General features: G+C 74.5%; 22 protein-coding genes. 9 read left to right on the top strand and 13 right to left on the bottom strand.

Features of this window, described 5'->3' with window-relative positions:
* Window positions 1-48 precede the first annotated feature (48 nt).
* The 4 genes from ACN9MS_RS01495 to ACN9MS_RS01480 all read right to left on the bottom strand — a co-directional run bounded on the left by ACN9MS_RS01495 (window position 49) and on the right by ACN9MS_RS01480 (window position 2,627).
* A complete protein-coding gene (locus tag ACN9MS_RS01495) occupies window positions 49-765 on the bottom strand; it encodes a copper resistance CopC family protein (protein ID WP_426310406.1) in 717 nt (238 codons plus the stop codon).
* An 89-nt stretch (window positions 766-854) separates the two neighbouring features.
* A complete protein-coding gene (locus ACN9MS_RS01490; RefSeq protein ID WP_426310405.1) occupies window positions 855-1,544 on the bottom strand; it encodes a hypothetical protein in 690 nt (229 codons plus the stop codon).
* Between the two features lie 10 nt (window positions 1,545-1,554).
* Complete coding sequence (locus ACN9MS_RS01485) at window positions 1,555-2,250, bottom strand: Pr6Pr family membrane protein (protein ID WP_426310404.1); 696 nt, start codon at window positions 2,248-2,250, stop codon at window positions 1,555-1,557.
* 173 nt (window positions 2,251-2,423) lie between these two features.
* Window positions 2,424-2,627: a cold-shock protein gene (locus tag ACN9MS_RS01480; protein ID WP_154797190.1), complete on the bottom strand. Its 204-nt coding sequence runs from the start codon at window positions 2,625-2,627 to the stop codon at window positions 2,424-2,426.
* A gap of 558 nt (window positions 2,628-3,185) precedes the next feature.
* On the opposite strand from ACN9MS_RS01480, the gene ACN9MS_RS01475 reads away from it, so the two are divergent.
* Both ACN9MS_RS01475 and ACN9MS_RS01470 read left to right on the top strand, forming a co-directional pair.
* Window positions 3,186-4,469: an amidohydrolase gene (locus ACN9MS_RS01475; RefSeq protein WP_426310403.1), complete on the top strand. Its 1,284-nt coding sequence runs from the start codon at window positions 3,186-3,188 to the stop codon at window positions 4,467-4,469.
* A gap of 83 nt (window positions 4,470-4,552) precedes the next feature.
* Window positions 4,553-5,215, top strand: coding sequence for a hypothetical protein (locus ACN9MS_RS01470; RefSeq protein WP_426310402.1), 663 nt, complete (start codon window positions 4,553-4,555; stop codon window positions 5,213-5,215).
* A 78-nt stretch (window positions 5,216-5,293) separates the two neighbouring features.
* Here the strand turns inward: ACN9MS_RS01470 and lysX are convergent, their stop codons facing one another.
* Together lysX and ACN9MS_RS01460 are read right to left on the bottom strand one after the other, a co-directional pair.
* Window positions 5,294-8,515 (bottom strand): bifunctional lysylphosphatidylglycerol synthetase/lysine--tRNA ligase LysX, encoded by a 3,222-nt coding sequence (lysX, locus tag ACN9MS_RS01465; protein WP_426310401.1) that lies wholly within the window; start codon window positions 8,513-8,515, stop codon window positions 5,294-5,296.
* A 259-nt stretch (window positions 8,516-8,774) separates the two neighbouring features.
* The gene (locus tag ACN9MS_RS01460) at window positions 8,775-9,152 is read right to left on the bottom strand and encodes a TraR/DksA family transcriptional regulator (RefSeq protein ID WP_426310400.1); all 378 of its coding nucleotides are present in this window, start codon (window positions 9,150-9,152) and stop codon (window positions 8,775-8,777) included.
* A gap of 188 nt (window positions 9,153-9,340) precedes the next feature.
* On the opposite strand from ACN9MS_RS01460, the gene ACN9MS_RS01455 reads away from it, so the two are divergent.
* The 3 genes from ACN9MS_RS01455 (at window position 9,341) to ACN9MS_RS01445 (ending at window position 11,486) form a co-directional block, all read left to right on the top strand.
* Window positions 9,341-10,270, top strand: a complete 930-nt coding sequence (locus ACN9MS_RS01455; protein ID WP_426310399.1) for a quinone oxidoreductase family protein — start codon at window positions 9,341-9,343, stop codon at window positions 10,268-10,270.
* A gap of 270 nt (window positions 10,271-10,540) precedes the next feature.
* On the top strand, window positions 10,541-10,867 hold the full coding sequence (locus tag ACN9MS_RS01450) for a hypothetical protein (RefSeq protein ID WP_426310398.1): 327 nt from the start codon (window positions 10,541-10,543) through the stop codon (window positions 10,865-10,867).
* Between the two features lie 136 nt (window positions 10,868-11,003).
* On the top strand, window positions 11,004-11,486 hold the full coding sequence (locus ACN9MS_RS01445) for an SRPBCC family protein (protein WP_426310397.1): 483 nt from the start codon (window positions 11,004-11,006) through the stop codon (window positions 11,484-11,486).
* 9 nt (window positions 11,487-11,495) lie between these two features.
* Here ACN9MS_RS01445 and ACN9MS_RS01440 read toward each other — a convergent pair whose 3' ends face one another.
* Both ACN9MS_RS01440 and ACN9MS_RS01435 read right to left on the bottom strand, forming a co-directional pair.
* A complete protein-coding gene (locus ACN9MS_RS01440; protein WP_426310396.1) occupies window positions 11,496-12,368 on the bottom strand; it encodes an RNA polymerase sigma-70 factor in 873 nt (290 codons plus the stop codon).
* Window positions 12,365-12,964, bottom strand: a complete 600-nt coding sequence (locus tag ACN9MS_RS01435; RefSeq protein WP_426310395.1) for a carboxymuconolactone decarboxylase family protein — start codon at window positions 12,962-12,964, stop codon at window positions 12,365-12,367. The genes ACN9MS_RS01440 and ACN9MS_RS01435 overlap by 4 nt, the downstream gene beginning before the upstream one ends.
* 201 nt (window positions 12,965-13,165) lie before the next feature.
* On the opposite strand from ACN9MS_RS01435, the gene ACN9MS_RS01430 reads away from it, so the two are divergent.
* The 3 genes from ACN9MS_RS01430 (at window position 13,166) to ACN9MS_RS01420 (ending at window position 15,635) form a co-directional block, all read left to right on the top strand.
* Complete coding sequence (locus tag ACN9MS_RS01430) at window positions 13,166-14,503, top strand: sensor histidine kinase (RefSeq protein ID WP_426310394.1); 1,338 nt, start codon at window positions 13,166-13,168, stop codon at window positions 14,501-14,503.
* Window positions 14,500-15,165 (top strand): response regulator, encoded by a 666-nt coding sequence (locus tag ACN9MS_RS01425; RefSeq protein WP_426310393.1) that lies wholly within the window; start codon window positions 14,500-14,502, stop codon window positions 15,163-15,165. Before ACN9MS_RS01430 ends, ACN9MS_RS01425 begins: the two co-directional genes overlap by 4 nt.
* Window positions 15,166-15,326: 161 nt before the next feature.
* Window positions 15,327-15,635 (top strand): SHOCT domain-containing protein, encoded by a 309-nt coding sequence (locus ACN9MS_RS01420; RefSeq protein ID WP_205201353.1) that lies wholly within the window; start codon window positions 15,327-15,329, stop codon window positions 15,633-15,635.
* Window positions 15,636-15,718: 83 nt separating this feature from the next.
* On the opposite strand, the gene ACN9MS_RS01415 is transcribed toward ACN9MS_RS01420, so the two are convergent.
* From ACN9MS_RS01415 to ACN9MS_RS01395, 5 genes are all read right to left on the bottom strand, one after another.
* On the bottom strand, window positions 15,719-17,233 hold the full coding sequence (locus ACN9MS_RS01415) for a dicarboxylate/amino acid:cation symporter (protein ID WP_426310392.1): 1,515 nt from the start codon (window positions 17,231-17,233) through the stop codon (window positions 15,719-15,721).
* Between the two features lie 237 nt (window positions 17,234-17,470).
* Complete coding sequence (locus ACN9MS_RS01410) at window positions 17,471-17,542, bottom strand: putative leader peptide (protein WP_369799778.1); 72 nt, start codon at window positions 17,540-17,542, stop codon at window positions 17,471-17,473.
* Between the two features lie 144 nt (window positions 17,543-17,686).
* Complete coding sequence (locus ACN9MS_RS01405; protein ID WP_426310391.1) at window positions 17,687-19,678, bottom strand: penicillin-binding transpeptidase domain-containing protein; 1,992 nt, start codon at window positions 19,676-19,678, stop codon at window positions 17,687-17,689.
* 143 nt (window positions 19,679-19,821) lie between these two features.
* Window positions 19,822-20,496: a hypothetical protein gene (locus ACN9MS_RS01400; RefSeq protein ID WP_426310390.1), complete on the bottom strand. Its 675-nt coding sequence runs from the start codon at window positions 20,494-20,496 to the stop codon at window positions 19,822-19,824.
* Complete coding sequence (locus ACN9MS_RS01395) at window positions 20,493-21,992, bottom strand: WXG100 family type VII secretion target (RefSeq protein WP_426310389.1); 1,500 nt, start codon at window positions 21,990-21,992, stop codon at window positions 20,493-20,495. The genes ACN9MS_RS01400 and ACN9MS_RS01395 overlap by 4 nt, the downstream gene beginning before the upstream one ends.
* Before the next feature lie 314 nt (window positions 21,993-22,306).
* On the opposite strand from ACN9MS_RS01395, the gene ACN9MS_RS01390 reads away from it, so the two are divergent.
* On the top strand, window positions 22,307-26,077 hold the full coding sequence (locus tag ACN9MS_RS01390) for a glycosyl hydrolase family 95 catalytic domain-containing protein (protein WP_426310388.1): 3,771 nt from the start codon (window positions 22,307-22,309) through the stop codon (window positions 26,075-26,077).
* Window positions 26,078-26,300 lie beyond the last annotated feature (223 nt).

Genomic DNA, 26,300 nt, shown 5'->3' with positions numbered 1-26,300 from the left:
CGGCCGCCGTCCTCCCCGGACCGGGGAGGACGGCGTGCACCGGCACGGTCAGTCCTCGGGGTCGTGCGGGGCGCCCTCGTCGGTCGCCTCGTCGGTCACGGTGCCGCGGCGGCGCACGACGAGCACGACGACGACCGCGGCCGCGACCACGAGCGCGCCGAGCCCCACGAGGACGGGCAGGACCGACGAGCCGCCGTCCTCCGCGTCCGTGGCGGCGTCCGTCGTCTGGGGCGTCGCGGACTCCGGCGAGGTCTCCTCCGCCGCGTCGGTCGTGGCGTCCTCGGTCGCGGTCTCCTCCGGCGTCGGCTCCTCCGTGGGCTCCTCGGACACGGGAGCCTCGGGCTGGGCCGCGACGGTGAACGCGAACGTGCCCTCGATGGGGTGGCCGTCGGACGAGACGACGCGCCACGCGACGGTGTACGTGTCGCCGCCGAGCGCGACGGCGGGGTCGAGCGCGAGCGTCGCGGTGCTGCCCTCGATGGTCGGCGCGCCCTGCGTGACGACCGTCCCGGCGGAGTCCGAGACCACGACCTGCGGCTCGACGGGGAGCGGCTCGGTGTTGAACGTCAGCGTGATCGCCGTCGGGGGCGTCGCGAGCTGGGAGCCGTCGGCCGGGTCCGAGGTGAGCATGCGGTCGTGCGCGGACGCCGGGGCGGCGGCGAGCGTCGTGAGCGCGGCGGTGAGGCCCAGGGCCAGCGCGGCGGCGGTGAGGAGCGCGAGGAGAGGGGGGACGGCCGACAGGGGGCGGCGCAGGGAGAGGGTCATGAGGGTTCTTCCGTCCGAGGCGCGGCGGTCGCCGCACGGTGGTGCCCCGTGGCCCGGTCGTCACCGGGTCGGCCTCGTCGGGGGCCGCGTCAGGACGCGGCGAGGGGGCGGAGCAGTGCTCCCGACGGGCCGGCCGCCGTCGGCGGTCCACGCGTCGGCGCACGACGCGCACGCCACAGGGACGCGACGCGCACCGTGCGGTCCCGCGGCGTCCGCGGGCGGACGGCAGGCGGGACGGTGACGAGCGCCGGGAGGCCGCCGCGCGGCGTCACCCACCCGAGGAAGCGCTCGAGCGCACGCTCACCGCGCGCGAGGACCAGCGCGAGCACGACGGTCGCGACGGCGTGCGCGACGACCATCCACAGGCCCGTGGTGCCCGACGTCGCGAGGTGCTCCGGGTGCACGAGGCTCGCCCCGCCGTCGACCGGCGCGCCGACGGGCGCGGCGCAGACGACGTCGCCCACCGAGGCGACGTGCCCACCGTGCCCGGACGTGACCCCGACGGGGACGCACGACCCGACGGGCGCGAGCACGACGAGCGCCTGGTGCAGCGCCACCTGGGCGCCACCGAGGAACACGACGAGCCGGGTGGGCGTGAACCGCAGCCGCGCGGCCGCCGTCGTGCCGGCGAGCGTGAACGCGGCGAGCGCGGCGAGGACCAGCGGGTCCGGGAGGGCGCCTCCGGCCACGCGGTGCGCGAGCGCCGTCAGCGCGAGCACGAGGGTCGCAACGAGCGCGGCGCGGGCGACGCGCAGCGGACCGACGACCGGGGAGGGCACGACGGCCACCCTAGCGCGACGCGGGCGCGTCGTCCGGGCTGCCCGCCGCCCCCGCCGTCTCCGACGACGCGGCGGACGGTGAGCGGTCCGCGTACCGGCCGATCAGGGGGCCGGTGGGCAGGAGCCGGTCGATCCCGACGATGAGGAGGCCGAGCACGAGGAAGCCGGCCCCGTAGAGCACGACGTTGACGAGCAGGCCGGTCCACCCCAGCGCGTCGAGGTCGACGAACCCGTACGGGTACTCGCTGCCGGGGCTCACGAACCCGCGGATCGTCGTGAACGCGAAGTACGCGAGCGGGTACAGGAGCCAGCGCGCGGCGTCGAGGCCGCGCAGGCGCCGGTGGGCGTCGAGCAGGAGGAAGTCGACGAAGACGGCGAGCGGCAGCAGCTCGTGCTCGATCTGGCCGTCGGTCAGCCCGAGGAACACGGCCGGGGCGTCGGGGTCCTCGGGCGCGAGCACGAGGTTGGCGACGAGCCCGGTGATGGCGGCGAAGAGCGTCACGCCGCCCTTGAGCCACCCCGGCGGCTGCCGGCGACGCAGGAGCGACGCCACGCCCGCCCACGCGAGCACGACGGCGATGAGGAAGCCCGTCTGGTTCGTGAAGTAGATCAGCCCCTCGACGTCTCCGTCACGCCAGATGGCGCGCGTCCCGACGAGGGCGAGGACGACGAGGAACAGCCGGAACAGTCCGACGACGACGTGCATGCGAGCTCCTTCGCGCGCGGTGCGGTGGTGCGCTCAGGAGCCTAGTGCGCCCTGCCCACCCCGGCGCTACCCGTCACCTCGTCCGTGCCCGGGAACGCCGAAGGGCCGTGCGACTGCACGGCCCTCCGGGACGTCGTCGCCCGCACGGCGCTGCGCGCCGTGCGGGTGGGACGTCAGAGCGACTGGATGTTCGTCGCCTGCGGGCCCTTGGGACCCTGGGTGACGTCGAACGAGACGCTCTGGTTCTCCTCGAGCGAGCGGTAGCCGCTCGAGGCGATCTCGCTGTAGTGGGCGAACACGTCGGCGGTGCCGTCGGAGGGGGCGATGAAGCCGAACCCCTTCTCCGCGTTGAACCACTTCACGGTGCCTGTAGCCATGGTGTCTTCTCTCGTTGATGCGACGGACCCACGAGCGCGGGTCCGGTTGTCGCGCCCCGCAGGGCGCCGACGGTCGTGGGGGCGGGACCCGCGAGGGCCCGCCGGGCGTTCACGCGGGGCGACGAGGTGCCGCTTCGCGTGGTGCAGGTCGGCGACGACGCCCACCGGCCGCGTGTAGCGGTCGTGGACGTGGAAGCCGTCGGGGAGTCGGGTGACCAGACCGGCGTACTCGCCGTCCGCCGTCGCGACCCACAGGTCGCCGTCGGCGCGGCGCAGCACCAGGTCTGGTCCGGGCGTACCCGCGACCGGCACAGCGGTCTCGGGGCGTTCAGATGGGGAAGAAAGGATGCTCTCTGCTCTCGCTCCGCGCTCTGTGGGCGGAGATCTCTACGGCAGCGTCTGCTGCCGGGCGCGCACGGTCGTGCTTCGATGCTGAGGACCGAAGATCGTCGCAGGACCGCGTCCCGCGACCTGAGCGCGACCTCCAGGATACCTCAGGAGCGTCGGCCTGCGGGCTACGGGCCGCCGACGACGCTTGCCCAGGGCGATGATGGGGGCATGACGACCTCATCCACCCCCACCCCTTCCTCCCGCCCCGTCCCGCGCACCGCGCGTCGCAGCGTCGCCGTCGTGAACGGCTACGTCGTGCCCGTCGCCTCGGACCCGATCGAGAACGGGACCGTCCTCGTCGAGGACGGGATCATCACCGCGGTCGGGGCGGACGTCGTCGTGCCCGACGGCGTCCCGACCCTCGACGCGCGCGGACGCTGGGTGCTGCCCGGCTTCGTCGAGGCGCACGCGCACATGGGCGTCATGGAGGAGGCCGAGGGCTGGGCCGGCAACGACACCAACGAGATGACCGACCCGAACGGTGCGGCCCTGCGCGCGATCGACGCGATCAACGTCGAGGACGAGGGCTTCCGCGACGCGCTCGTGGGCGGTGTGACGAGCGCCGTCGTGAAGCCGGGCTCGGGCAACCCCATCGGCGGGCAGACCGTCGCGATCAAGACGTGGGGCGGCCGCACGGTCGACGAGCAGGTGATCCGCGAGGCGGTCTCGGTGAAGTCGGCGCTCGGCGAGAACCCCAAGCGCGTGTACGGGGACCAGAAGAAGACGCCGTCCACGCGCCTCGGGGTCGCGAAGGTCATCCGCGCGGCGTTCGTCGACGCCCAGAACTACGCCGCGAAGCGCGACGCTGCCGAGGCGAAGGGCGAGCCGTTCGACCGCGACCTCGCCAAGGAGACCCTCGCACGCGTCCTCGCGGGCGAGCTCTACTGGGACCAGCACACGCACCGCGCCGACGACATCGCGACCGCGCTGCGCCTCGCGGACGAGTTCGGCTACCAGCTGGTCGTCAACCACGGGACCGACGGCGCCGCCGTCGCCGACGTGCTGGCCGAGCGCGACGTGCCGGTCATCTTCGGCCCGCTGTTCACGTCGCGCTCCAAGATCGAGCTGCGCAACCGCGACATCGCGAACCTCGGCGCGCTGGCGCGCGCGGGCGTGCGCGTCGCGATCACGACCGACCACCCCGTCGTGCCGATCAACTTCCTGGTCCACCAGGCGTCGCTCGCGGTGAAGGAGGGCCTCGACCGCGACACCGCGCTGCGGGCGCTGACCGTCAACCCGGCGGCGTTCCTCGGCCTCGACGACCGTGTGGGCGCGCTCGCCCCGGGCCTCGACGGCGACGTCGTCGTGTGGTCGGGCGACCCGCTGGACGTGACGTCGCGCGCCGAGCACGTGCTCGTCACGGGCGCCGAGGTCTACACGTGGGACGCGGCGGCGAACGACGGCCGTGGGGCGGGCCGCGTCGTCGAGCGCGCCGAGCGCTTCCGGGCCTGACGCCGACGTCGACCCCCGCGGCCCCAGATCGACCCTCCGCGGGTCGATCTCGGGCGTGCGGGTCGATCTCGGGCGAGCCGACCATGCTCGACGTCGCCGCGGTCGTCAGCCTGCGCGGCCTGCCGGCAGAGGCGGAGTACGGGCTCTCGTCCGCGTTCTCCTCCCTCCTCGCCGCGGCGTGCTTCCTCGCGTCGTTCACGATCGTCGCGGCAGAGCCCGCCTCCGCGTGGCCCGCCGAGGGCGGGATGTTCCGCTGGGTCGGACGACCGCTGACCTGCCCGTCTCCCGTGGCGCGATCCCGGGCGACGGCGGACCATCGGAACATGCGTACCCGACCCGGTTCCTCGCCCCGTCGACCCGTACGGGCTCCCCTCGCGGGCCTCGTCGTGCTCGCCGGGCTCCTCGCCGCGTGCTCCGGCCCGGGTCCGGGCGAGAAGGACGTGGAGTACGACTCGCTCGACGCGCTCCACGAGGCCGCGACCACCGCCGGGCTGACGTGCCTGTCGTTCACGCCCGAGGACTCCGGCTCGCCCGACGTCGAGCTCGGCGAGTGCGACGACACCACGCTCCTCGCCGTCTTCGCCGACGGCGTCGACGAGGACGAGTTCCTCGGCCTCCTGCCGGTCGAGCCGGGCGAGGAGGGCGAGGCGGCGCTGGCCGGGCCGAACTGGGTGGTCCTCGGCGACACCGGCGACCTCCTGGAGACCCAGGCGGGGATCGGCGGCGACTTCCTCTCCGACCTCTGACCAGGTCGGCTCGAGCTCGCGCAGGACGTCCGCCGGAGCGCCGGGTCCCTGCCTGGGTCAGGGGGTCGGCGCTCGTGGTCAGGACCGGCGCTGCGGCTTCACGAACGGGAACGCGAGGGTCTCGCGGATCGACGCACCGATGATCGTCATGTAGATCCGGTCGACCCCGAGGCCGAGGCCACCCGTGGGCGGCATGGCGAACTCGAGCGCCGACAGGAAGTCCTCGTCGATCTCCATCGCCTCGGGGTCGCCTGCCGCCGCGAGGAGCGACTGCTGCGTGAACCGCTCCCGCTGGTCGATCGGGTCGATGAGCTCGGAGTACGCCGTGCCCAGCTCGGCACCGAAGCCGACGAGGTCCCACCGCTCCGCGAGCCGGGGGTCGCGCCGGTGGACGCGCGTGAGCGGCGACGTCTCGACGGGGAAGTCGGTGTAGAACGTCGGCTCGACGGTCTGCCCCTCGACGAGGCGGTCGTACATCTCGTTGACGACGGCGCCGTGCGTCTCGGCCTCGCCGACCTCGATGCCGAACCGCGCGCACAGGGCGTGCAGCTCGTGCTCGGGGGTGTCGGGCGTGACCTCGGCCCCGACGGCGCGCGAGACGGCGTCGTGCACGGTGACGACCGGCCACTCGCCGTCGAGCCGGACCACGCTCCCGTCGGGCCGGCGCGAGACGGCGTCGCCGTGCACCGCGACCGCGGCCGCGACGACGAGCTCGCGCGTGAGGTGACGCATCGTCGTGTAGTCGCCGAACGCCTGGTACGCCTCGAGCGACGTGAACTCGGGGTTGTGCGTCGCGTCCGCCCCCTCGTTGCGGAAGTTGCGGCCGAGCTCGAAGACGCGCTCGATCCCGCCGATCGCGAGCTGCTTGAGGAACAGCTCGGGCGCGATGCGCAGGTACAGGTCCATGTCGTACGCGTTGATGTGGGTGCGGAACGGGCGCGCGTTCGCGCCGCCGTGGACGCGCTGCAGGATCGGGGTCTCCACCTCGATGAACCCGCGCGCGACGAGCGACGTCCGCAGCGCGTGGACCGCCGCGGAACGACCCCGGAGCGTCACCGACGCCGTGGTGTCGAGAGCGAGGTCGACGTGCCGCAGGCGCATGCGCGTCTCGGGGTCCGCGAGCCCACGGAACTTGTCCGGCGGGGCCTTGAGCGACTTGGACGCCATGACCCACGAGCCCGCGTGCACGGAGAGCTCGCCGGTACGGGTCCGCACGACCGCGCCGGTGACGCTCACCTGGTCCGCGAGGTCGACGACCCGCCGCCACAGCGCGAGGTCCGCGGCACCGTCGGCCGTGAGCAGCACCTGGCGCTCGTGGTTCTCCTCGCGCAGGACGGCGAAGCAGACGCCGCCCAGGTCGCGCAGCCGCACGACCCGGCCGGAGACGGACACGACGTGGCCGAGCAGCAGGTCGTCGACGTCGGCGAGCCGGTGCGTGCGCGGCACGGCGACGGGGTACCCGGGCATGCCGGCGGCTGCGAGCACGTCGAGCTTCGCGCGGCGCGCACGCTCCTGGTCGGTGAGCCGCCGGGTCGGGACGTCGAGCGCGAGGAGCGCGTCCTCCTGCTCGCGCACCGCCGCACCGAGGGCGGCGTCGGCCGTCGCCACCTGCCGGCTCCCGGTGCCGCCACGCACCCCGGGCCACAGCGGGACGAAGCCCTCGGCCTGGCCGGCCGCGACCGTCACGGAGGTGAGCTGCGCGGGCGCCGCGTAGCAGAGGTAGCGGGTGCGCCAGCGGGGCTCGTACTTCTGGTTGGAGCGGTAGAGCTGGTCGAGCTGCCACCACCGCGACGCGGCGAGCACGAGCCGGCGCAGGAAACGTTGCCACGGGTTCGCGGCGACCGACTCGCCCTGCTCGATGAGCCCGCGGAACATCGCGAAGTTGAGGGAGACCCGGTCGATCGCCATCCCGGCGCCCTCGCTCGCCAGCGTCGAGATCATGAGCTCCGTGACCCCGGGGAGCGCGTCCGGCGAGCGGCGCATGTAGTCGAGCGAGACGCCCTTGCGCCCCCACGGCACGAAGGTGAGCAGACCTCGTGGCTCACCGTCGCGGTCGTGCGCCGTGACGACGAGGACGCGCGGGTCCCGGGGGCTGCCGAGCCGTTCGAGCGCCATCGAGAAGCCCCGCTCGTCCTCGCCGTGCCGCCACTCGTCGGCGGCGCGCGCCAGGGCCGCGAGCTCGTCCGCCGGGATCTCGCGCTGGCGGCGCAGCCGCACCGTGTACCCCTCGCGCCGAGGTCGGGCGGCGGCGTGCCGCACGGGTCGCATCGACGGTGCAGCGAGGTCGAACTCACGGGTCTCGACGATCGCCTCGTCGCCCATGGTGATCACGGCGAGCCCGGCGTCGCGGTAGGCGCGCGCGCCCTTCTCGCTCGCGGACAGCACGCCGGGCGCCCAGCCGTGCCGACGCGCGAAGACCAAGGTCCGGTCGATGGCGTCGGGCCACGACGCCGGGTCCCCGAGCGGGTCCCCCGCGGCGAGCACGACCCCGTTCACGACCCGGTAGGAGACGGCGGCACGGCCGTCGACGGAGAAGATGGCGTCGCGGTCGTCGCGCGTCGCGAAGTACTCGAGCGAGTCGTCGCTCGGGTGCTCCAGGAGCAGACGACGCAGGGCGAGCTCCTCGTCGGGCGCGCGCGGCGCGTCCCGCGGACCGGTGCGCAGGAACACGACGACGGCGAGCAGGAGCGCCGACCCGGCGACGACGCCGCCCACGAGCGCGAGCCATCCGGGCGCGCTGCCGTCGATGGCGAACGGCTCCTCGTGCGGCGACAGGCCGACGGACACGCTCGACGCCCAGCCGATCCGCTCCGCCGGGGTGTCGAGGCTCGACGGGACGACCCACAGGAGAGCCGTGACGATCGCCGCGGCGAGCGAGATGCCGAGCAGGAGGACGAGACCCGCCGCCCACCACGCACCGCGCGCGATGCGGGCCGGGAAGGCGCGGCGGGCGGCGATCAGCAGGACGGTCAGGACGAGGCCGACGGCGCCGCTCGCGTACGCGGTCCAGTGCACGTCGTCGAGGACGCCGGCGGCGGGGTCGGCGCGGTCGAGCACGACCGCGAGCAGCATGACGAGCGCCGACGGAAGCTGCCAGACGAGGATCACGAACCACAGCGCGACGCGTCGACGTCGCAGGAAGCCGCTCGCGACGAGTCCGACGACGACGGCGGTGAACAGCGACGGGTACGACGGGATGTTGGTGATCGACAGGACCTCGGCCGCGGGCCGCTCGGCGTGCCGCGCGACGGGCCGCAGGAGCAGTCCGACCAGGAGCCAGACGGCGTAGATCTGCAGCACGCGCCCGCCCCACCGTGCCACGGTCTCCGCCCACGGAGACACCTCGGGAGCGCCGGCACGAGGGCGCGCCCCGGCGCTCGCCGCAGCCGGCGGACCAGGGTCGTCCCCGTCGCCTGCCGTTCGACGCGCGGTGCCTCGCGTGCTCGTGACCATGGCTCGCCCCTCGGTCAGGGTCGCCCACCGACGCCCAGTGGTGGTCCGACGGTACGACGGTCGACGCGAGGGTGCCTGCGGTCGCGACGACGGGGCTCCACCTGCCTCAGCGGGTCGCCGCGCACGCGACGCACGTCCGCGCGGTCGGTCGCGCCTCCAGGCGGCCGGTCGCGATCGGCCGCCCGCACGCCTCGCAGACGCCGTAGGTGCCCGCGTCGAGGCGGGCGAGGGCGGCGTCGACCTCCTCCACCCGCGCCGCGGCGTCGCGAGCGAGCGCGTCCACCTGGGCCCGCTCGAACGCGATGGTCGCGCCGTCGGGGTCGTGCTCGTCGTCCGCGTTCGAGTCGCGCGACGCCTCGACGATCCCCGCGACCTCGGCGCGCAGCGTTCCCCGCCGCGCGACGGCGTCCGCGCGCACGACGAGCAGGCGCTCGCGCGCGCCGTCGTCGGGGCCGGGTGCTCGACCGGTGCCTGGTGTCGTCATCGTGCTTCCTCAACGTCGGGGAGGGGGTGAAACCGTCCCGGACGGGGAGTCCTCACCGTGCTGGGCGCATGACAGCGGCGGTCGGCGGATGGAAGAGTGGAACCGCCCGGCTCCCCCCGGGCCCGCCGCGCGGTCTCGCCCCCGCGGCGCGCGACCGACGTCCGACGGCGAGACCACAGGGGGTCTGCATGAGCACGGTCGTCGTCTTCGAGGCCTTCGGCGGGCCGGAGACGCTGCGGGTCGACGACGAGCAGGTCGGCGAGCCCGGGCCCGGCCAGGTGCGTGTCGCGAACCGCGTCGTCGGGGTCAACCCCGCCGACCTCAAGCGGCTCGCCGGGGCGTTCGGGGGCAGAGTGCCCGGCGTGCTGGGGTTCGAGGCCGCGGGCGTGGTCGACGCCGTGGGACCCGACGTCCCCGACCTCGCCGCCGGCGACGAGGTCGTCTGGCACGGGACCGGCGCGCAGCGCGAGCTCTCGCTCGTCCGCGCCGACCACGTGCGCCGCAAGCCCGCGTCCGTGCCGTTCGAGCAGGCGGCCGTGCTGCCCGTCGCCGCGGCGACCGCGTTCTCCGCCCTCGTGCAGGCCGACGTCGGCGAGGGCGACGTGGTCCTGGTGCACGGCGCGAGCGGCGGCGTCGGGTCGGCGGCGGTGCAGATCGCGACCGCGCTCGGGGCACGCGTCGTCGGCACGGCGTCGCCCGCGAACCACGACTACCTCCGCGGCCTCGGCGCGACGCCGGTCGCGTACGGGGCCGGGCTGGTCGACGCCGTGCGCGCGCTGGCGGACGGCCTCGACGAGGTGAGCGTCGTCCTGGACCTCGTGGGCTCCGCGGACACGGTCGCCGCGACCGTCGCCCTGCTGGGCGAGGACCTGGCGCCCGCCACCCCCGACGACCCGCCGAGCGCGGTGACGATCGTCGGGTCCGACGCGTCCCGCGCCGCGGGCGTCGTCGACAAGGTCGACGCGAAGGGGGCCCTCGACGAGGTGCTCGCGCTCGCGGAGGACGGACGGCTCCGGGCCGAGGTCTCGGCCCGGTTCCCCCTGGCGGAGGCGGCCGAGGCTCTGCAGCTCGTCGCCGACGGGCACGTCCGGGGCAAGGTCGTCCTCGACGTCCCCTGACCGGGACCTCCGTCCCGGAAGGTTGTGACGCTGGGCACAAGGTTGCCCCGGGAACCGCGGGATTCCGCCGTTCCCGAGGGCGCCGTCCGCGAATCTTCTTGCGTCCCGCGTGCGCGAGAGTGTGAAATCGTTAGCATGCGTAAGTTTCTTGCCGCTACCGCGGCGCTTTCCTGTGCCCTCCTGCTGGCGTCCTGCGCCTCGCCGACCGACCCGGCGAGCGACGACGCGGCAACCCCCGAGACCACGACCACGACCGAGGCGGCCCCCGAGGTGACGCCCGCCGTCGTCGCCGTGACCACCACGTGCGGCATGTTCTACGGCGGCGAGTACTCCGCCGAGCGCCTCGTCACCGAGACGACGCCGCTGCTCGAGACACCCGAGGACGAGGCTGCCGCCGCCGCGATCTTCACCACGCGCGAGCGCCTCGCCGCGGTCCAGAACTTCGCGGACCCCGAGCTCCAGGAGAACCTCAACGAGATCAAGGCCCCGTTCGAGGCTGCCGTGCAGGGCGAGACGATCGACGCTTCAGGGCAGCAGGAGGCACTCGACGCCTTCCGCGCGCAGTGCACCGAGGCCGGGTACGCCTTCGCGTCCTGACCTTCCCGCGCCGCGGTCCGGGCGGCCCGTCCATCACGAGGGGCGGGCCGTTCGCGCGTCCGGTTCCGTGACGCGCGACGGATGACCCGGCTCCCCGCGCGGAGCGGGGTGACGGCGACCGTGGGAGCATCCGACCATGCCCGTGGTCGAGTCCTCGCTCGTGGTCCCCGTCGACACCGCGACGGCGTTCGCCGTCTCGCAGACGACCGGCGACGTCCGTCTGCGCTGGGACCCGTTCATCCGGCGGCAGCACTTCCTCGACGGTGCCACCGCGCCCGCGAAGGGCGTGCGCACCTTCACCCGGCACCGCAGCGGGCTGTCCATGGTGAGCGAGTACGTCTCCTACAACCCGCCGACGAACGTCGGGATGCGCATGGTCCGCGGGTCCTGGTTCTTCGAGAACCTCGCGGGCGGGTGGCGGTTCGCCCCCGACCCGTCCGGCGGCACGCGCGCGACGTGGCGCTACTCCTTCCGGTGCCGCCCCCGCTGGCTCGCCCCGCTCGCGGAGCGCGTCGGCTCGTGGGTGCTCGGACGCGACGTCGACCACCGCATCGCGGGCTTCGCGCGCGGCTGCGCCGACCCCGTCGTGCTCGCCGCGGTGCGCACCCCCGGCGGGTGACCTGACCGGTCATCGAGTGAGGGCCGCCTCGGCGTCGACACGCTCCAGCTTGCTCGGGTTGGCCACCGCGAAGAGGTGCGTCACACGGCCCCCGACGACGGTCACCGCGACCGCCGTGGCAAGCACACCGTCCAGCTCGATGCGCAGACCGGGCGCTCCGTTGATCGAGACCGTCGACGCCGTGAGCTCGCCGGCAGTCTTGCGCAGCCCGCCCACGAGGTAGGCGGCGACGCGCTCGGCGCCCACGATGGGCTTGCGCGCCGCGCGGGCGAGGCCGCCGCCGTCGGCCACCGCGACGACGTCGGGCGCGAGGACGTCCAGGAGCCCTTGGAGGTCGCCCGTGAGGAGCGCGCCGAGGAACCGCTCCACGACCTGCTCCTGCTCGGTCCGGTCGACGCGGACGCGCGGGCGCCGCGCCGCGACGTGGCCCCGGGCCCGGTGCGCGACCTGCCGCACGGCGGCCGGGGACTTGCCGACCGCCTCGGCGATCTCGTCGAACGGCACGTCGAACACCTCGCGCAGCACGAACACCGCGCGCTCCGTGGGTCCGAGCGTCTCGAGCACCGTGAGCATCGCCATGGAGACGCTCTCCGCCAGCTCGACGTCCTCGGCCACGTCGGGGCTCGTGAGGAGCGGCTCGGGCAGCCACTCGCCCACGTAGTCCTCTCGCCGCCGGGCCAGCGTCCGCAGCCGGTTGAGCGACTGCCGCGTGACGATCCGCACGAGGTACGCGCGCGCGTCGCGCACCTGCGCGTGGTCGACGTCCGCCCACCGCAGCCACGTCTCCTGGACGACGTCCTCCGCGTCGGCGGCCGAGCCGAGGAGCTCGTACGCGACGGTGAAGAGCAGGCTGCGGTGGCGGACGAAGGGGTCGTCGCTCATGCGTCCGACCCTACGGCCGGAGCCGCCGCGACGGACCGGGGCGCGAGGGGCGGCAGGCCGCACGACGCCGCGAACTGCTCGGACCGGATGCCGAGCGCGACGTTGGAGCGGGCCGTGGCGTTCATCAGCCCGACGCGTGCGGCGAGCTCGACGAGCCCGGCCGGGCCGAGGTCGTCGAGCAGCGCAGCCGACAGCTCGTCCGTCACGGCGGGCGGGGTCTGGCTCATCCCCTCCGCGTACTCCATGACCCGCCGCTCGACGGGCGTGAACAGCGCCGACTCGCGCCAGCGGGGCACCTCGCGGGCCTTCACCTCGTCCAGCCCCTCGTTGCGCGACCGGAAGTAGTGCAGGTCCAGGCAGAACTCGCAGCCGACCGTCGCGGCCGACGCCATCTGCGCGAACGTCGCCAGGTTCGGGTCCAGCCGGTCCCACTTCTCGGACTTGCGCCCCACACCCATGAGGTCCTTGAAGACCGCGGGGTGGTGCCACAGCACGCCGATCGACTCCGGCACCTCGCCGAACATCGAGCGGGTCGCGCGCTTGACCAGGGAGCCGTAGAGCCCGGTGACCTCGGTGGGCGGCACTCGTGTCGTCATGTCTTCCTCCTGCGTGTCTGGTGTCGTGCTCGTGTCGTGCCGACGGGGTGTCGGGCATGAGACACCGGCGGGCCCTCGCGTGTGACACCTCGGGCGGATCGGATCGCCGGGTCGTGGTTCGACCGCACGGCACCCCGGGACGACGGCGCCCGGCACGCCGGTCGGACGCGGCCCGGCCGAGCGCGGCGTAGCGTGCGACGCATGGGCCCGCTCGACCGTCGCCGCCCCCGGGCGTTCCTCGCCGTGGTGCTCGCGGTGGTCTCGGTCGCCGGATCGGTGGGCGCGACGCACGGGCAGCCGGGCGCGAGACCGCTCGACCTCGCCGCCGTCGCCCTGCTCCTCGCGTCGCCGCTCGCGCTCGTGCTCCTCGTGCCGCGCCCGGTCGTCGCCGTCGCGGTGTCCGTCGCGGCGGTCGGTGTGTTCCTCGTCGCCGGGTACGCGTGGGGACCGGCGCTCGCGGGGCCCGTCGGCGTGCTCGTGGGGGTGCTCCTCAGCGGGCCCGCGGAGCGCGCGCGGCGCGTGGCGTGGGGCGGGGCCGTGCTGCTCGCGGGGGCCGTCGTCGCGGCTGCCGCGCTGCGTCCCGACGCCCCGCCGCGGGCGACGCTGCTCGGCGGGGCGGCGTGGACCGTCGTCGTGCTGCTCGTCGCGGGTGCGATCCGCGACCGGTCCGCCCGCATCGCCGCCGCGCGGGAGGCCGAGCAGGTCGCGCGCGCGGAGCGGGAGCGCACCGCCGTCGCCGACGAGCGGCTGCGCATCGCGCGCGAGGTCCACGACGTCCTCGCGCACTCGCTCTCCGCGATCACCGTGCAGGCGGGCGTCGGGCTCCACCTCCTCGACCGCGACCCGGACCAGGCCCGCAGCGCCCTCACCGCGATCCGCACGACGAGCACGGAGGCGCTCGACGAGGTCCGCGCGGTGCTCGGCGTCGTCCGCGGGGAGCGGCGCACGGACGGCCCCGCGGTCGACGACGGCGCCCCGCTCGTCCCGACGTGGGACCTCGCCGCGCTCCCCCGGCTCGCGCGGCTGGCGGAGGGAGGCGGGCTCACGGTCGCGCTCACCGTGGACCCCGCCACCGCCGGGCTGCCCGACCGGCTCGCCGGGGTCGTCTACCGCGTGGTCCAGGAGGCGCTGACGAACGTCCGGCGGCACGCGCGCGACGCGACGCGCGTCGACGCCAGGGTCGATGTCGAGGGTTTCACGAAGCGGGCCGACGGCACGAGACCGGGCGACGCGGAGGCTCACCGGAGCCGAGGCTCGCGTCTCGTGACGGTGACCGTCACGGACGACGGGACGACGGCGTCGTCGGTCCCCGAGCCCGGCTACGGGCTGCGCGGCATGCGCGAGCGCGTCGAGAGCGTCGGCGGGTCGCTCGTGGCGGGACCGGTCCCCGGTCCCGCTCCGGGACGAGGACCGGGCTCCGGCACCGCTGGACGCGGCTTCCGCGTGCGGGCAGTCTTTCCCTGGCCGGGCACCATGCCCCGGCCGAGCACCACCGGGCGGTCCGACGAGGAGCCGTCCGGGCGCGAGGAGGCACCATGATCGACGTCGTGCTGGCCGACGACCAGGCGCTCGTGCGCGGCGGCTTCCGTGCGCTCATCGACTCCGAGGACGACATGCGCGTCGTCGCCGAGGCCGCGACCGGCGACGACGCCGTCCGGCTCGCGCTGGAGCACCTGCCCGACGTCGTGCTCATGGACATCCGGATGCCCGGCCTCGACGGGCTCGAGGCGACGCGGCGCATCGTCGCCGACCGCGCGGCGGCGCACGTGCACGTCGTGGTCGTCACCACGTTCGAGCTCGACGAGTACGTGACCGACGCGATCCGCGGCGGCGCGAGCGGGTTCCTCGTCAAGGACACCGAGCCCGTCGACCTCGTCCGGGCGGTGCGGGTCGCGGCGCGCGGCGACGCCCTGCTCTCCCCCACGGTGACCCGGCGCCTGCTGTCCCGGGTCGCGGACGCGACGCGTGCCGTCGGCCCGGTGCGCGGCGTCGAGGAGCTCACTCCGCGCGAGCGCGAGGTGCTCGTCGAGGTCGCTGGCGGGCTCTCGAACGACGAGATCGCGGGGACGCTCTATCTCTCGGAGTCGACCGTGAAGACGCACGTGTCGCGCGTCATGGCCAAGGTGGGTGCGCGCGACCGCGCGCAGCTCGTCGTCGCGGCCTACGAGTCCGGGCTCGTGCGCCCGGGCTGGGCGGGCTGACCGTCCCGCTGCGCGCCACGCGCCGGACCGGCACCACGGGACGAGCGGGGTCGGCACGCACGGGTGACGACGCGGCGTCGGGCGACGGGAAGCCTGGAGGTGCGGCCGGATTCGCGGCCGTCCCCGCCGACCGGTGGGGCGCACCGACACCGGAGGTCGTCATGCTCACCGCACTCACCGGGGCCGTGGTCCCCACGGAGGCCGTCGCGCACGTGGCGCACGCCGGCTGGGGGCCCGGGCCGTGGTGGTTCGTCTTCCCCCTGCTGTGGTTCCTGCTGTTCGCGTCCGTGATCTTCCTGATCGCCCGCCGCGCGCGCCGCGGCTGGGGCCCGGGCGGCCCCGGAGCATGGCGGACGGCGGGCCCCGACCCGGTCGCCATCCTCGGCGAGCGGTACGCGCGCGGCGAGATCGACGAGCAGGAGTACCGCTCGCGCCTCGCCGTCCTGCGCGAGGGTCGCCCCCAGCCCTGACGCCGAGAACGACATGGGTGCCGTCGTCGCGTGGACAACGGCACCCATGTCATGTTCGGCGGCGCGTGATCGCGCGGCCGGCGTCAGGCGGAGGCGCCCACGGGCTCCTTGGTGCCCGACGGCGCGGCCTCCGCGGTACCGGACGTCGCCGTGGCCTCGGTGGTCGCCTCGGACGACGCGTCGTCGTCCTCGTCCACGAAGAGGTCCTCGGCCGTGGCGGCCTCGTACTGCTCGAGGTCGAGGATGCCCTCGCGCTTGGCGACGATCGTCGGCACGAGCGCCTGGCCCGCGACGTTCACCGCGGTGCGGCCCATGTCGAGGATCGGGTCGATCGCGAGCAGCAGGCCGACGCCCGCGAGCGGCAGGCCCACGGTCGAGAGCGTGAGGGTCAGCATGACGATCGCGCCGGTGAGGCCCGCGGTCGCGGCAGAGCCGACGACGGACACGAACGCGATGAGCAGGTAGTCCGTGATCGACAGGTCGATGCCGAAGATCTGCGCGACGAAGATCGCCGAGATGGCCGGGTAGATCGAGGCGCAACCGTCCATCTTGGTGGTCGCGGCCAGCGGCACGGCGAACGACGCGTACTCGCTCGGGACGCCGAGGTTGCGCTCGGTGACGCGCTGCGTCACGGGCAGCGTGCCGATCGAGGAGCGCGAGACGAACGCGAGCTGGATCGCGGGCCACGCGCCCTTGAAGTAGCTCGAGATCTTCAGGCCGTTGGTGCGCAGCAGGATCGGGTAGACCACGAACAGCACGACCGCGAGGCCGACGTAGATCGCGACGGCGAACCATGCGAGCGACGCGAGCGACGTCCAGCCGTACGCCGCGATGGCGTAGCCGATGAGGCCGGCGGTGCCGATCGGCGCGAGGCGGATGATCCACCACAGCACCTTCTGCACGATCGCGAGCGCGGAGCGGTTGAACGCGAGGAACGGGTCGGCCTTCTTGCCCGACTTGAGCGCGGCGATGCCGATGACCAGCGCGACGACGAGGATCTGGAGCACGTTGAAGCTCACCGACGTGCTGGCGCTCGCACCGGCGTCGGTCACCTCGACCTGCGTGCTCGCACCCAGGCCCAGGACGTTGCCCGGGATGAGGCCGTTGAGGAAGTCGAGCCACGTGCCGGTGCGGCCCGGCTCGGACGCGGCGTCGAGCGAGACCGACGCGCGGTTGCCGGGCTGGAACAGCAGGCCCAGGCCGATGCCGACGGCCACGGAGATCGCGGCGGTGATGGCGAACCACAGGAGCGTCTGGCCCGCGAGGCGTGCGGCGTTGGTGACGGTACGCAGGTTCGCGATCGATGCGACGATCGCGGTGAAGATCAGCGGCGGCACGACGGCCTTGAGCAGCGTGACGAACGACGAGCCGATGGTGTCGAGCGTCGTCGTCAGGCCGTTGGGGACCTCACCAGCCGCGTCCTGCGGGCCCATCGCGAGGGCGACGGCACCGAGGCCGACGCCGACCGCGAGGCCGAGCAGGATCTGGACGCTGAACGAGGGGAACCGGCGCTTCTTCTTCGCGGGCGCCGAGGCCGGGGCCTGGCTCGCCTGCTGCGGGTCGGCCTTCGAGACGGCCGACGAGGGGGTCGAGGACACAGGGGACCTTTCGGGGGGTGACGCGGGCGCACGAGCGCCCGCTCTCGGGAGAGGGGCTCGGGACGTCGTCGCGGGGCGCCGGCAGCAGCGCGGCCCGGGGGCAGGGGCACAGGGCACGGAGGTGACCTGCGGCCTGACGGAAGGGGCGCGCCACGCGCGTCAGCGGCTCAGGTCGCGGGGCGACCCGGGGTCCTGACGGGTGTGCGGAGGCGGAGAGGCGTCAGCGGCGACGGGGGGTCAGCGACACAGCGCGCTGGCGACTCGACGAAGGTCGACGTCGCGGCGCTGGGTGAGCTGCCAGGCAGGCACGCTGACGAACACGAAGGTTCTCCCGGAACGGTGGGTTCTCGCTGACGAGGCGGGCAGATCGACGCCCGCGGCAACCGATCATACCCGCTCGTGGACAACCGCCCGGCGCCCGGTCCTATTCCGGACGCCGGAGGAGATCGAGGATCAGGCGTTCGGCGCGTCGAGGAACGCGTGCATCAGGGGGCCCGCGGTGACGGCGCCGCCGTCGCCCGTCTCGACGAACACGGCCACCGCGAGGTCGCCCTGGGTCGCGATCATCCAGGCGTGGGACTGGCTGCCGTCGCCGTACTGGGCGGTGCCCGTCTTGGCGCCGGGCTCGCCCGGCAGGTCCTGGAGGATCGACGCCGAGCCCTCGGTGACGACGGCGCGCATGAGGCCGCGCAGCGTCGTCGCCTCCTCCTCGGTGAGGGTCCCCGCGGGCTCCTCGTCCGCGACGGTCTGCACGTCCGGGTGCACCAGGACCGGCGACACCGTGTGCCCGGCGGCGACGCTCGCCGCGACCGTCGCCATCGCGAGCGGCGAGGCCTGGACCTTGCCCTGCCCGATCATCGACGCGGCGTGCTCGGTGCCCTGCGAGTCGGTCGGGACGTCGCCGAAGAACGCCGGCGCGCCCAGCTCGGACTCGACGCCCAGCCCGAGCGACGCCGCGGCGTCGTGCAGCGCCTGCTGCGTCACCGTGTCCCGCTGCCCGATCATCGCGGTGTTGCACGAGTTCGCGAACGCGGTGCGCAGCGGGACGTCGCCGAGCGCGCCCGTCGGGTAGCCCGGGACGTTCTGGAACTCACGGCCGTCCACCGAGATCGTGGGCGGGCACGCGACGGTCGTGTCGGGCGTGAGCCCCGCGCGGAGCATCGCGAGCGTCGTCGCGACCTTGAACGTCGAGCCCGGCGCGAACTGGCCGGTCGTCGCGGTCGAGAGCCCCTCGCCCGCCGTCGAGCTCGCGGCAGCCAGCACGGCGCCCGTCGAGGGCTGGATCGCGACGATCGCGCTCGGCCCCTGCCCCGCGAGCACCGCCTCGGCGGCCACCTGCATGTCAGGCCGGAGGGTCGTGCTCAGCGGCGTGCCGTCCACGGGGTCGACCGCGAAGACCTCGGTCGCCTCCCCCTCCGCGTCGCCCTCGCCGGGCACGATCTCGATGGACAGGCCCGGGACGCCGCGGAGCTGCTCGTCGTACTGGCGCTGGAGTCCCGAGAGCCCGACCTGGTCGCCCGCGGCGACCGCCCCCTCGGACTCCTCGACGATCTCGGCCGTCGCGTCCCCGACGCGACCAAGGATCGGGCGGGCGAACTCGCGCGTCGGCGCGAGCGGGAGCTCGTCGTCGAGCACGCGGACGCCGTCGACGCCGCGTGCCGCGTCGACGTCCACGCCCGCGGTGTCCTCGGTGCGGACGGTGATCGCCTCGACGAACGCCTTCTCCCCCGCCCCGGCGACGCGCTGCGCGTACTCCTCGGGGTCGAGCCCGACGACCCCGGCGAGCTCGCGCGCGGCGCGGTCCCAGGCGCCGGAGGCGACGAGCGTCTTGTCGACGCCGATCCGGTAGACCGGCCGGTCCTGGACGATCGGGACGTCGTCCGCGCCGAGGATGCCCGCGCGCACGGCGGCCACGCGGTTCACGGCGATCCGGTCGCCCTGGCCGAGCTCGGGGACGAGCACGTCCGGCTCCCACACGACGTCCCACGCCCCGGGGCCGTCCTCCCCGTCGGCGGCCTCGGCGAACGACAGCTCGGCCGTCGTCGTGTACTCCCAGGCCTGCTCGCCCGCGACCTCCCAGCGGTAGGCGAGCGTCGCCGTCGCGCGGTCGCCCGCGTCGTCGCCCTCCTCCACGACGTCCACGGTCTCGACCTCGACCGTGCGCTCGTACGGCGCGAGCGGCTCGAGCACGGCCGTGAGGTGGCCCTGGACGTCCGCGGCCGCGCCGTTGCGGAACTCCAGCCCGCTCACGTCGCCCGCCTCGATCGCCTGCGCGAGCGCCGCCGCGGCGTCCGCCGCCTCCGGGCGATCCGGCGTGCACGCCGCGAGCGGCAGGGCCAGGACGGGGGCGAGCGCCGCGGCGCTCGCCCAGCGCACGACCCGGTGCCAGAGGTGCGGCCGGTCCTGCGTGGTCGTCCGGCCGTGGTCGTGCGCGACGCTGCTCACTCGCTGCTCCCCTGCTCCGTGCCGTTCGGGACGGGAGGGACGCTACCCCACCCCCCGGACGTCCCGGACGCTCGGGACGAACCGGCCCGGTTCGTCCCCGGCTTCTTCACGTCCTGCCCGGCGGCCGCGACCGCGGGGCAGCCTCAGTCCGGGGTGACCGGGCTGATCGCGTACCAGAGGCGGATGCTCTCGTCGCCGCCCGGCCCGGGCTCGTGGCTGATCTGCACCGACGTCACGACGTCGCCGTTGGACCCGTTGATGCCGGTGCGCTCCCGCGTCCCGCCCGCGCGCGACGCGTCGAGAGACGCGGGCAGCTCGTCGAGCCAGCGGTCGACCTGCGACCGGGGGAAGCCGAGGGCGTCCGCGTCGGCGACGAGCTGGTCGTGGACCGCCTGCCCGCCGGACAGGGTGCGGAACACGTTGATCGTGCTCACGTAGCCGCGGCGCGGCTGGATCGTCAGCTCCTCGGCCGTGGTCGACCACGTGCCGTCGGGGAGCGTCAGCTCGACCTGCGCCGCGCCGTCGGGCACCTGCACGACGGCCTGCGACTCGCCCAGCCCCACGGACTCCGCGGTGATCGGCCTGCTCACGTCCCAGCGCATGGGCTCGCCCCTCTCGATGTCGTCGATCGTCGTCGTCCCCGCCTCGCCGCCCGACGACGCTCCGCCGGGCGCCGTGCTCGTCCCGCCCGGGGCCGTGGTCGCGTCGTCCGGGTCGCCGAACGTCACCGTGCACCCCGCCAGGGCGAGCGACCCGGCGAGCAGGACGACCGCGGCCCGCGCCGCCCGTCGCCGCCCGCCCGCTCCGGGCCGGCTCACTGGTCCACGTCCACGTCCCACTCGGTCAGTCTGTCAAGGATGCGACCGATGCGTGCGGGGTTCGTGAGCCGGTAGTCGTCGATCCGGTCGGACACGTCCGTGCCGATGATCTGCGCCGCCTGGTCGGGATGCTGCGTGATGAGCTGCTGGTAGGCGGGCAGCGTGTCGTTCGAGATGTACTCCCAGCGGGTCCCCTGGTCGGCGATGTTGCCGCCCGGGAGCGGCGTCTCCACCGTCACCGTGCCCTGCACGGGGTTGTCGAACGAGATGCCCGTGAACGGGATGCCGAGGCTCTCCGGACCGGGAGTCTCGACGCTCACGGTGAAGGGGTCGTACTGCGCGTACGTGCCCGCGCCCGGGATGGACGGCTCCCCGACGAGCGTCATGAGGTAGGTGAACGCCTCGCCCGTGACGGGGTGCCCGCGCATGGTCTGCCAGTCGTCGGCGATGATCTGGTTCTGCTCGCGCCACAGCAGCGCGGTGTTGCCGTCCGCGAGCGCCTGCGCGTCGCCGCCTCGCCCAGCCTCGATGTCCGACCAGGCCTGGTACGCGGCGTCGTCGATGACGCCGGCCTCGAGCAGCCGCTCCATCTCCTCCATGCCGCCGTTCAGGTACGCCTCGTGCATGACGGCCTGGTCGACGAAGATCTCGCGCTGCATCGAGAGGAACTGGTTCTCGTAGAACCCGAGCTCGGCGTCGGACATGGTCGCGATCGCCTCGAGCGCCGCGCGGTCCACGCCGGGCGGGAGGGCCTGGGCGCCGCTCGCGACGCCCTGCGCGAGCTGTCGCATCATGTCGAGGTCGAAGAACCCGGCGGCGAACGACGGCCCGATCATCGCCGCCATGCCTGCCCACTGCATCCACGGGTTGTCGAGGTAGAGCTCGCCGTAGTACGTGTAGACGCCCTCGATGATCTCGCGGTTGGCCGAAGCCCCGGCGGACGGGTCCCAGTCGGCGAAGTCGAAGCCCGCCTCGGCCGCGGCGACGCGGGTCCAGTGCGCGACGGCGAGGTCGGAGAACCCCGGGGAGTCGGGGTCGACGCCGAGCCGCACCATCTGGGCGTAGAGCGCGGCGACCTGGGCGTCCGTCGCGTTCTCGAGCCACTCCGCGCGCTCGCTCGCGTCCATCGCGGCGTACTCGCCCGGGGTGGGTGTGGGGACGTTCGGCTGCTGGCCCCCGGGGCCCGACGTCGGGCCTCCGCCCGGGCCGCCCAGGGTGCCGCCGTCGTCGCTGCTCGCGGACTCCTGCTGGTCGGCGTCGGCGGCGAGCTGGTCGGCCGCGGCGTCGAGGAGCGTCGCGGTGGTGACCAGCGAGGGACCGAGGCTCGACGCCCAGTCGTTGCGGAACTCGGCGGCGTCCGGGCCCTCCCAGCGGGTCGCGGCGTCGACGACGGACGTCACCTGCGCCCGGTGGGCCCGCAACGCGTCCGCACCCCCGCGCAGGGTCGACGCGAGCGCGCGCAGCGCCCGGACGTCCGCGCCCCACATGCCGCTCATGCCGTCTCCTCCCAGCACCTGCGCGTGTCCTCTCACGCGCACGTGTCGACAGCCTCGTCTGGACGGTCGCACGCCGACGCTACGCGGCGCGCACGTCGGCCGCGATGGGGAGCACTGCCCATCCCGGTCGTCGAGAGGGGCGTCTCGTAATGATTGGATGAAGAGCGAGGGATTTCCTCGTTCGTCTTGACCCGAGGGCGCCCTTCCGCCACATTGGTCGGTGACACATCGGATGATTCCTGGGCCCTGGCGTAGTCCGAGCGCCGAACCCGACCGACCGCGGCGCACCGACGCGCCGCCCTTGGAGGCCACTGATGTCCCGAGTCCGACCCCTCGCGCGACCCGCCGGCGCCCGCCGGCTCGTCGCCGCGACCGCAGCAGGGGCGCTGGCGGTGCCGCTCGCGCTCCTTGCGGCGCCCGCGTCCGGGGCGAGCGCCCCGACGTCGGGCACGCTGGGTGCCGTGACCGCACCCGGCGCGACGATCCCCGGCGACCCCGACACCATCTGGTTCGACGAACCCCTGAACACGGCGGCGTCGAACCTCCAGCAGGAGTGGGAGCAGCGCGCGCTGCCCATCGGCAACGGCGCGATGGGCGCCACCGTCTTCGGCGGCGTCGCGCGCGAACAGCTCCAGCTCAACGAGAAGACCCTGTGGACCGGTGGCCCCGGGGCCTCCGGCTACAACTTCGGGAACTGGACCACCCCGCGGCCGGACGCGATCCAGCAGGTCCGGGACCGGATCGACGCCGAGGGGAGCGTCAGCCCCGAGGAGGTCGCGGCGGTGCTCGGCCAGCCGAAGACGAACTTCGGCTCCTACCAGACGTACGGCGACCTGGTGCTGGAGATGGTCGGCCAGAGCGGCACCGCCACCGACTACCGCCGGGCGCTCGACATCGGCGACGCCGTGGTCACCACGACCTACGAGCTCGACGGGACCACGTACACGCGCGAGTACTTCGCGAGCGCGGCCGACGACGTCGTCGTCGTGCGGCTCACGGCCGACGAGCCGGGCGCGATCGGCTTCGAGGCGCGGCTCGACCTGCCGTCGGGCCGGTCGAACGTCGCGCAGGCCGCCGCGGGCGGCCGGATCACGACGTCCGGGACCCTGACCAACAACGGCCTGCGGTTCGCCTCGCAGGCGCAGGTCCTCACCGACGGCGGGACCCGGACCGACGGCGCGAACGGCCGCGTCACGGTCGCAGGTGCCGACTCCGCGACGATCGTCTTCTCCGCCGCGACCGACTACGAGGGCGAGTACCCGGCGTACCGCAGCGGCGTCGCGCCGCTCGACGTCGTGACGCCCCGCGTCGACGCCGCCGCCGGGAAGGGCGTCGACGCGCTCCGCGAGGCGCACCTCGCCGACTACCACGAGCTCTACGAGCGCGTGCGCCTCGACCTCGGCGCCGAGCTGCCCGACGTCCCGACCGACGAGCTGCTCGCCGCCTACCGGGCGGGGACGACGCCGGAGAACCAGCGCGCGCTCGAGGCGCTGTACTTCCAGTTCGGCCGCTACCTGCTCGTGTCGTCGTCGCGCGACGGGTCGCTGCCCGCGAACCTCCAGGGCGTGTGGAACCGCGTCAACAACCCGCCGTGGGACGCCGACTACCACGTGAACATCAACCTCCAGATGAACTACTGGCCGGCCGAGACGACCAACCTCTCCGAGACGACCGCCCCGCTGTTCGACTACGTCGACTCGATGGTCGCGCCGGGCGAGGTCACGGCGAGCACGATGTACGGCGCGGACGGCTGGGTCGTCGGCAACGAGACCAACCCGTACGGCTTCACGGGCCTGCACCAGTACCCGCAGTCGTTCTGGCAGCCCGACGCCGCCGCGTGGCTCGCGCAGCACTACTGGGAGCACTACCTGTTCACGGGCGACGAGGAGTTTCTCGCCGAGCGCGCCTACCCCATGCTGAAGTCGGTGTCGGAGTTCTGGTTCGACTTCCTCGTCGTGGACCCGCGCGACGGCTCGCTCGTCGTGACCCCGAGCTACTCGCCCGAGCAGGGCGACTTCACCGCGGGCGCGTCGATCTCGCAGCAGATCGTCACTCAGCACCTCGCCAACACCGCCGCGGCGGCCGAGGCGCTCGGCGAGACCGACACCGCGTTCCTCGACGAGCTCTCCACGACGCGCGCCGACCTCGATCCCGGCCTGCGCGTCGGGTCGTGGGGCCAGCTCCAGGAGTGGAAGGAAGACCTCGACGAGCCGAACAACACCCACCGGCACGTCAGCCACCTCTGGGCGCTGTTCCCCGGTGGGGCCGTCTCGCCGTCGTCGTCCCCGGACCTCGCGGCGGCGGCACGCGTGTCGCTCGACGGCCGCGGCGACGGCGGCACCGGGTGGAGCAAGGCCTGGAAGGTCAACTTCTGGGCGCGCCTCCTCGACGGCGACCGCGCGCACAAGCTCCTGCGCGAGCAGCTCACCGGCAGCACGCTCGACAACCTGTGGGACAACCACCCGCCGTTCCAGATCGACGGCAACTTCGGCGGCACGTCCGGCGTGGCCGAGATGCTGCTCCAGAGCCAGGACGCCGTCGTCGACGTGCTCCCGGCACTGCCGTCGGCATGGGCCGAGGGGTCGTACACCGGGCTCGTCGCCCGTGGTGGCACCGAGGTCGACGCGGCCTGGACCGGCGGCGCGGCGCGCGAGCTCACGGTCCACCCCTCGCGCGACGGCGACCTCACGGTCCGCAGCCCGCTCTTCGCGTCGGGCGCGTACACGCTGGTCGACGGCGACGGGTCGCCCGTCGAGCACACGCGCGACGGCGCCGAGGTGACGTTCGCGGCGTCCGCGGGGGCGTCGTACACGGCGTCCGCGCTCGCGACCGTGAGCGTCACGGCCCCGGCAAGCGCGACGACGGGCGACGTCGTCGACGTGGTGGCGAGGGTGTCGGCCGTGGGCGACGCGCCGATCGAGGGCGGCGAGCTCGCGCTCGTGCTCCCCGCGGTCGAGGACGGTCAGGCGGCCTGGTCCGCCGAGCCGGCGGCCGCCGACCTCGAGACGATCCCGGCGGGCGAGTCGCGCGACGTCTCCTTCCGCGTCACCGTCGGCGCGGGCGGCGCGTCGGGGACGTCCGCCGTCGTCGCCCGCCTCACCGCGGGCGAGGGGACGGTCGAGGGGCGGGCCGCGATCGCCGTCCGGCCGCCGTCGCCGTGCCCCGCACCGCCGACGGACGACACCGTCCTCGCGTGGGACCTCGGCGAGGACCCGCTCGCGGACGCGTCCGGGCACGGCCGCACCCCGCGCGTCGTCGGGACGGGCGCCGTGCTCGCCGAGGGCCCGACGGGGTCGGCACAGACGCTCGGGCCGAACACCTACGTCGCGAGCGAGCCCTTCCAGCTCGGGTATCTCTACCAGGCGTCGTTCGCGGGCGAGTTCCGCATCGACGCCGGGCAGTCGTCGTACCGGCGGCTCTTCGACGCGCAGCCGGTCGGCCAGGACGCCGACGGCATCCTCGTCGACCTCACGCCGTCGAACAACGTCCGGGTCATCACGGCCGGGACGGGCACCACGACCCCGGTCACGGTGCCCACGGGCCGCTGGTTCGACCTCGTCGTGACCCTCGGCGAGAACGGCGCCATCACGGTCTACGTGGACGGCGTCGCCCGCCCGGGCGGCACGGTCGGCGGCTACGACGCGATCAACGGGTGCCAGACGCGCCCGTTCCACGTCGGCGCCAACCAGGGCGGCGGCGAGGTCCAGCGCGGCGCCGTGGACCGTGTCGCGGTGTTCGCCCGCGCGCTCACCGCGGACGAGGTCGCGACGTGGCAGGAGCTCGCGTTCGACGCCGGGGAGCCGGGGTCGGACGTCAGCGTCGAGGTGCAGACTCGCTGCCTCGCCGGCCGTGCGTACGTCGCGGTCCGCGCGACCAACGACGACGACGCGCCGCTCGACGTGACCCTCGAGACGCCGTACGGCACGCGCACGGTCACGGGCGTGCAGCCCGGGGCCAACGCGTACCAGTCGTTCGCGGTGCGGGCGACCACGGTCGAGGCGGGCACCGCCACGGTGACCGCGCGGGCGGGGGCCGACGGCCCGGTGACGACGCACGACGTCGCCATCGAGCGCCGCGACTGCTGACGCCCCCACCAGCTCCACGGCGCACGGGCCCCGGCTCCCCCACGGCCGGGGCCCGTGCGCCGCGTCGGCCCGTCCGACGCGTGGCGCGCACCGCGTCCGTGTGAGCGCCACTCATTCGATGTCTTGACGCAGATTGGTCGGAGGATCCTTGACCTTCCGACGAGAACTGCCTAGATTGTGACCAGTCATCAGATGTATTCCGCGGTCTCCCGCGGGGACGGCG

This window comes from Cellulosimicrobium sp. E-16 (assembly GCF_049913115.1).
Classification (GTDB): Bacteria; Actinomycetota; Actinomycetes; order Actinomycetales; family Cellulomonadaceae; genus Cellulosimicrobium.
The sequence above is the reverse complement of the archived record's forward strand: the minus strand, read 5'-3'. Positions and strand labels throughout refer to the sequence as shown.

Bases quoted from the DNA above. Each gene is read 5' to 3' on its own strand.
- ACN9MS_RS01495 (WP_426310406.1), bottom strand. From the start codon at position 765: ATGACCCTCTCCCTGCGCCGCCCCCTGTCGGCCGTCCCCCCTCTCCTC.
- ACN9MS_RS01485 (WP_426310404.1), bottom strand. From the start codon at position 2,250: ATGCACGTCGTCGTCGGACTGTTCCGGCTGTTCCTCGTCGTCCTCGCC.
- ACN9MS_RS01480 (WP_154797190.1), bottom strand. From the start codon at position 2,627: ATGGCTACAGGCACCGTGAAGTGGTTCAACGCGGAGAAGGGGTTCGGC.
- ACN9MS_RS01475 (WP_426310403.1), top strand. From the start codon at position 3,186: ATGACGACCTCATCCACCCCCACCCCTTCCTCCCGCCCCGTCCCGCGC.
- ACN9MS_RS01470 (WP_426310402.1), top strand. From the start codon at position 4,553: ATGCTCGACGTCGCCGCGGTCGTCAGCCTGCGCGGCCTGCCGGCAGAG.
- ACN9MS_RS01460 (WP_426310400.1), bottom strand. From the start codon at position 9,152: ATGACGACACCAGGCACCGGTCGAGCACCCGGCCCCGACGACGGCGCG.
- ACN9MS_RS01455 (WP_426310399.1), top strand. From the start codon at position 9,341: ATGAGCACGGTCGTCGTCTTCGAGGCCTTCGGCGGGCCGGAGACGCTG.
- ACN9MS_RS01445 (WP_426310397.1), top strand. From the start codon at position 11,004: ATGCCCGTGGTCGAGTCCTCGCTCGTGGTCCCCGTCGACACCGCGACG.
- ACN9MS_RS01440 (WP_426310396.1), bottom strand. From the start codon at position 12,368: ATGAGCGACGACCCCTTCGTCCGCCACCGCAGCCTGCTCTTCACCGTC.
- ACN9MS_RS01435 (WP_426310395.1), bottom strand. From the start codon at position 12,964: ATGACGACACGAGTGCCGCCCACCGAGGTCACCGGGCTCTACGGCTCC.
- ACN9MS_RS01430 (WP_426310394.1), top strand. From the start codon at position 13,166: ATGGGCCCGCTCGACCGTCGCCGCCCCCGGGCGTTCCTCGCCGTGGTG.
- ACN9MS_RS01425 (WP_426310393.1), top strand. From the start codon at position 14,500: ATGATCGACGTCGTGCTGGCCGACGACCAGGCGCTCGTGCGCGGCGGC.
- ACN9MS_RS01420 (WP_205201353.1), top strand. From the start codon at position 15,327: ATGCTCACCGCACTCACCGGGGCCGTGGTCCCCACGGAGGCCGTCGCG.
- ACN9MS_RS01395 (WP_426310389.1), bottom strand. From the start codon at position 21,992: ATGAGCGGCATGTGGGGCGCGGACGTCCGGGCGCTGCGCGCGCTCGCG.
- ACN9MS_RS01390 (WP_426310388.1), top strand. From the start codon at position 22,307: ATGTCCCGAGTCCGACCCCTCGCGCGACCCGCCGGCGCCCGCCGGCTC.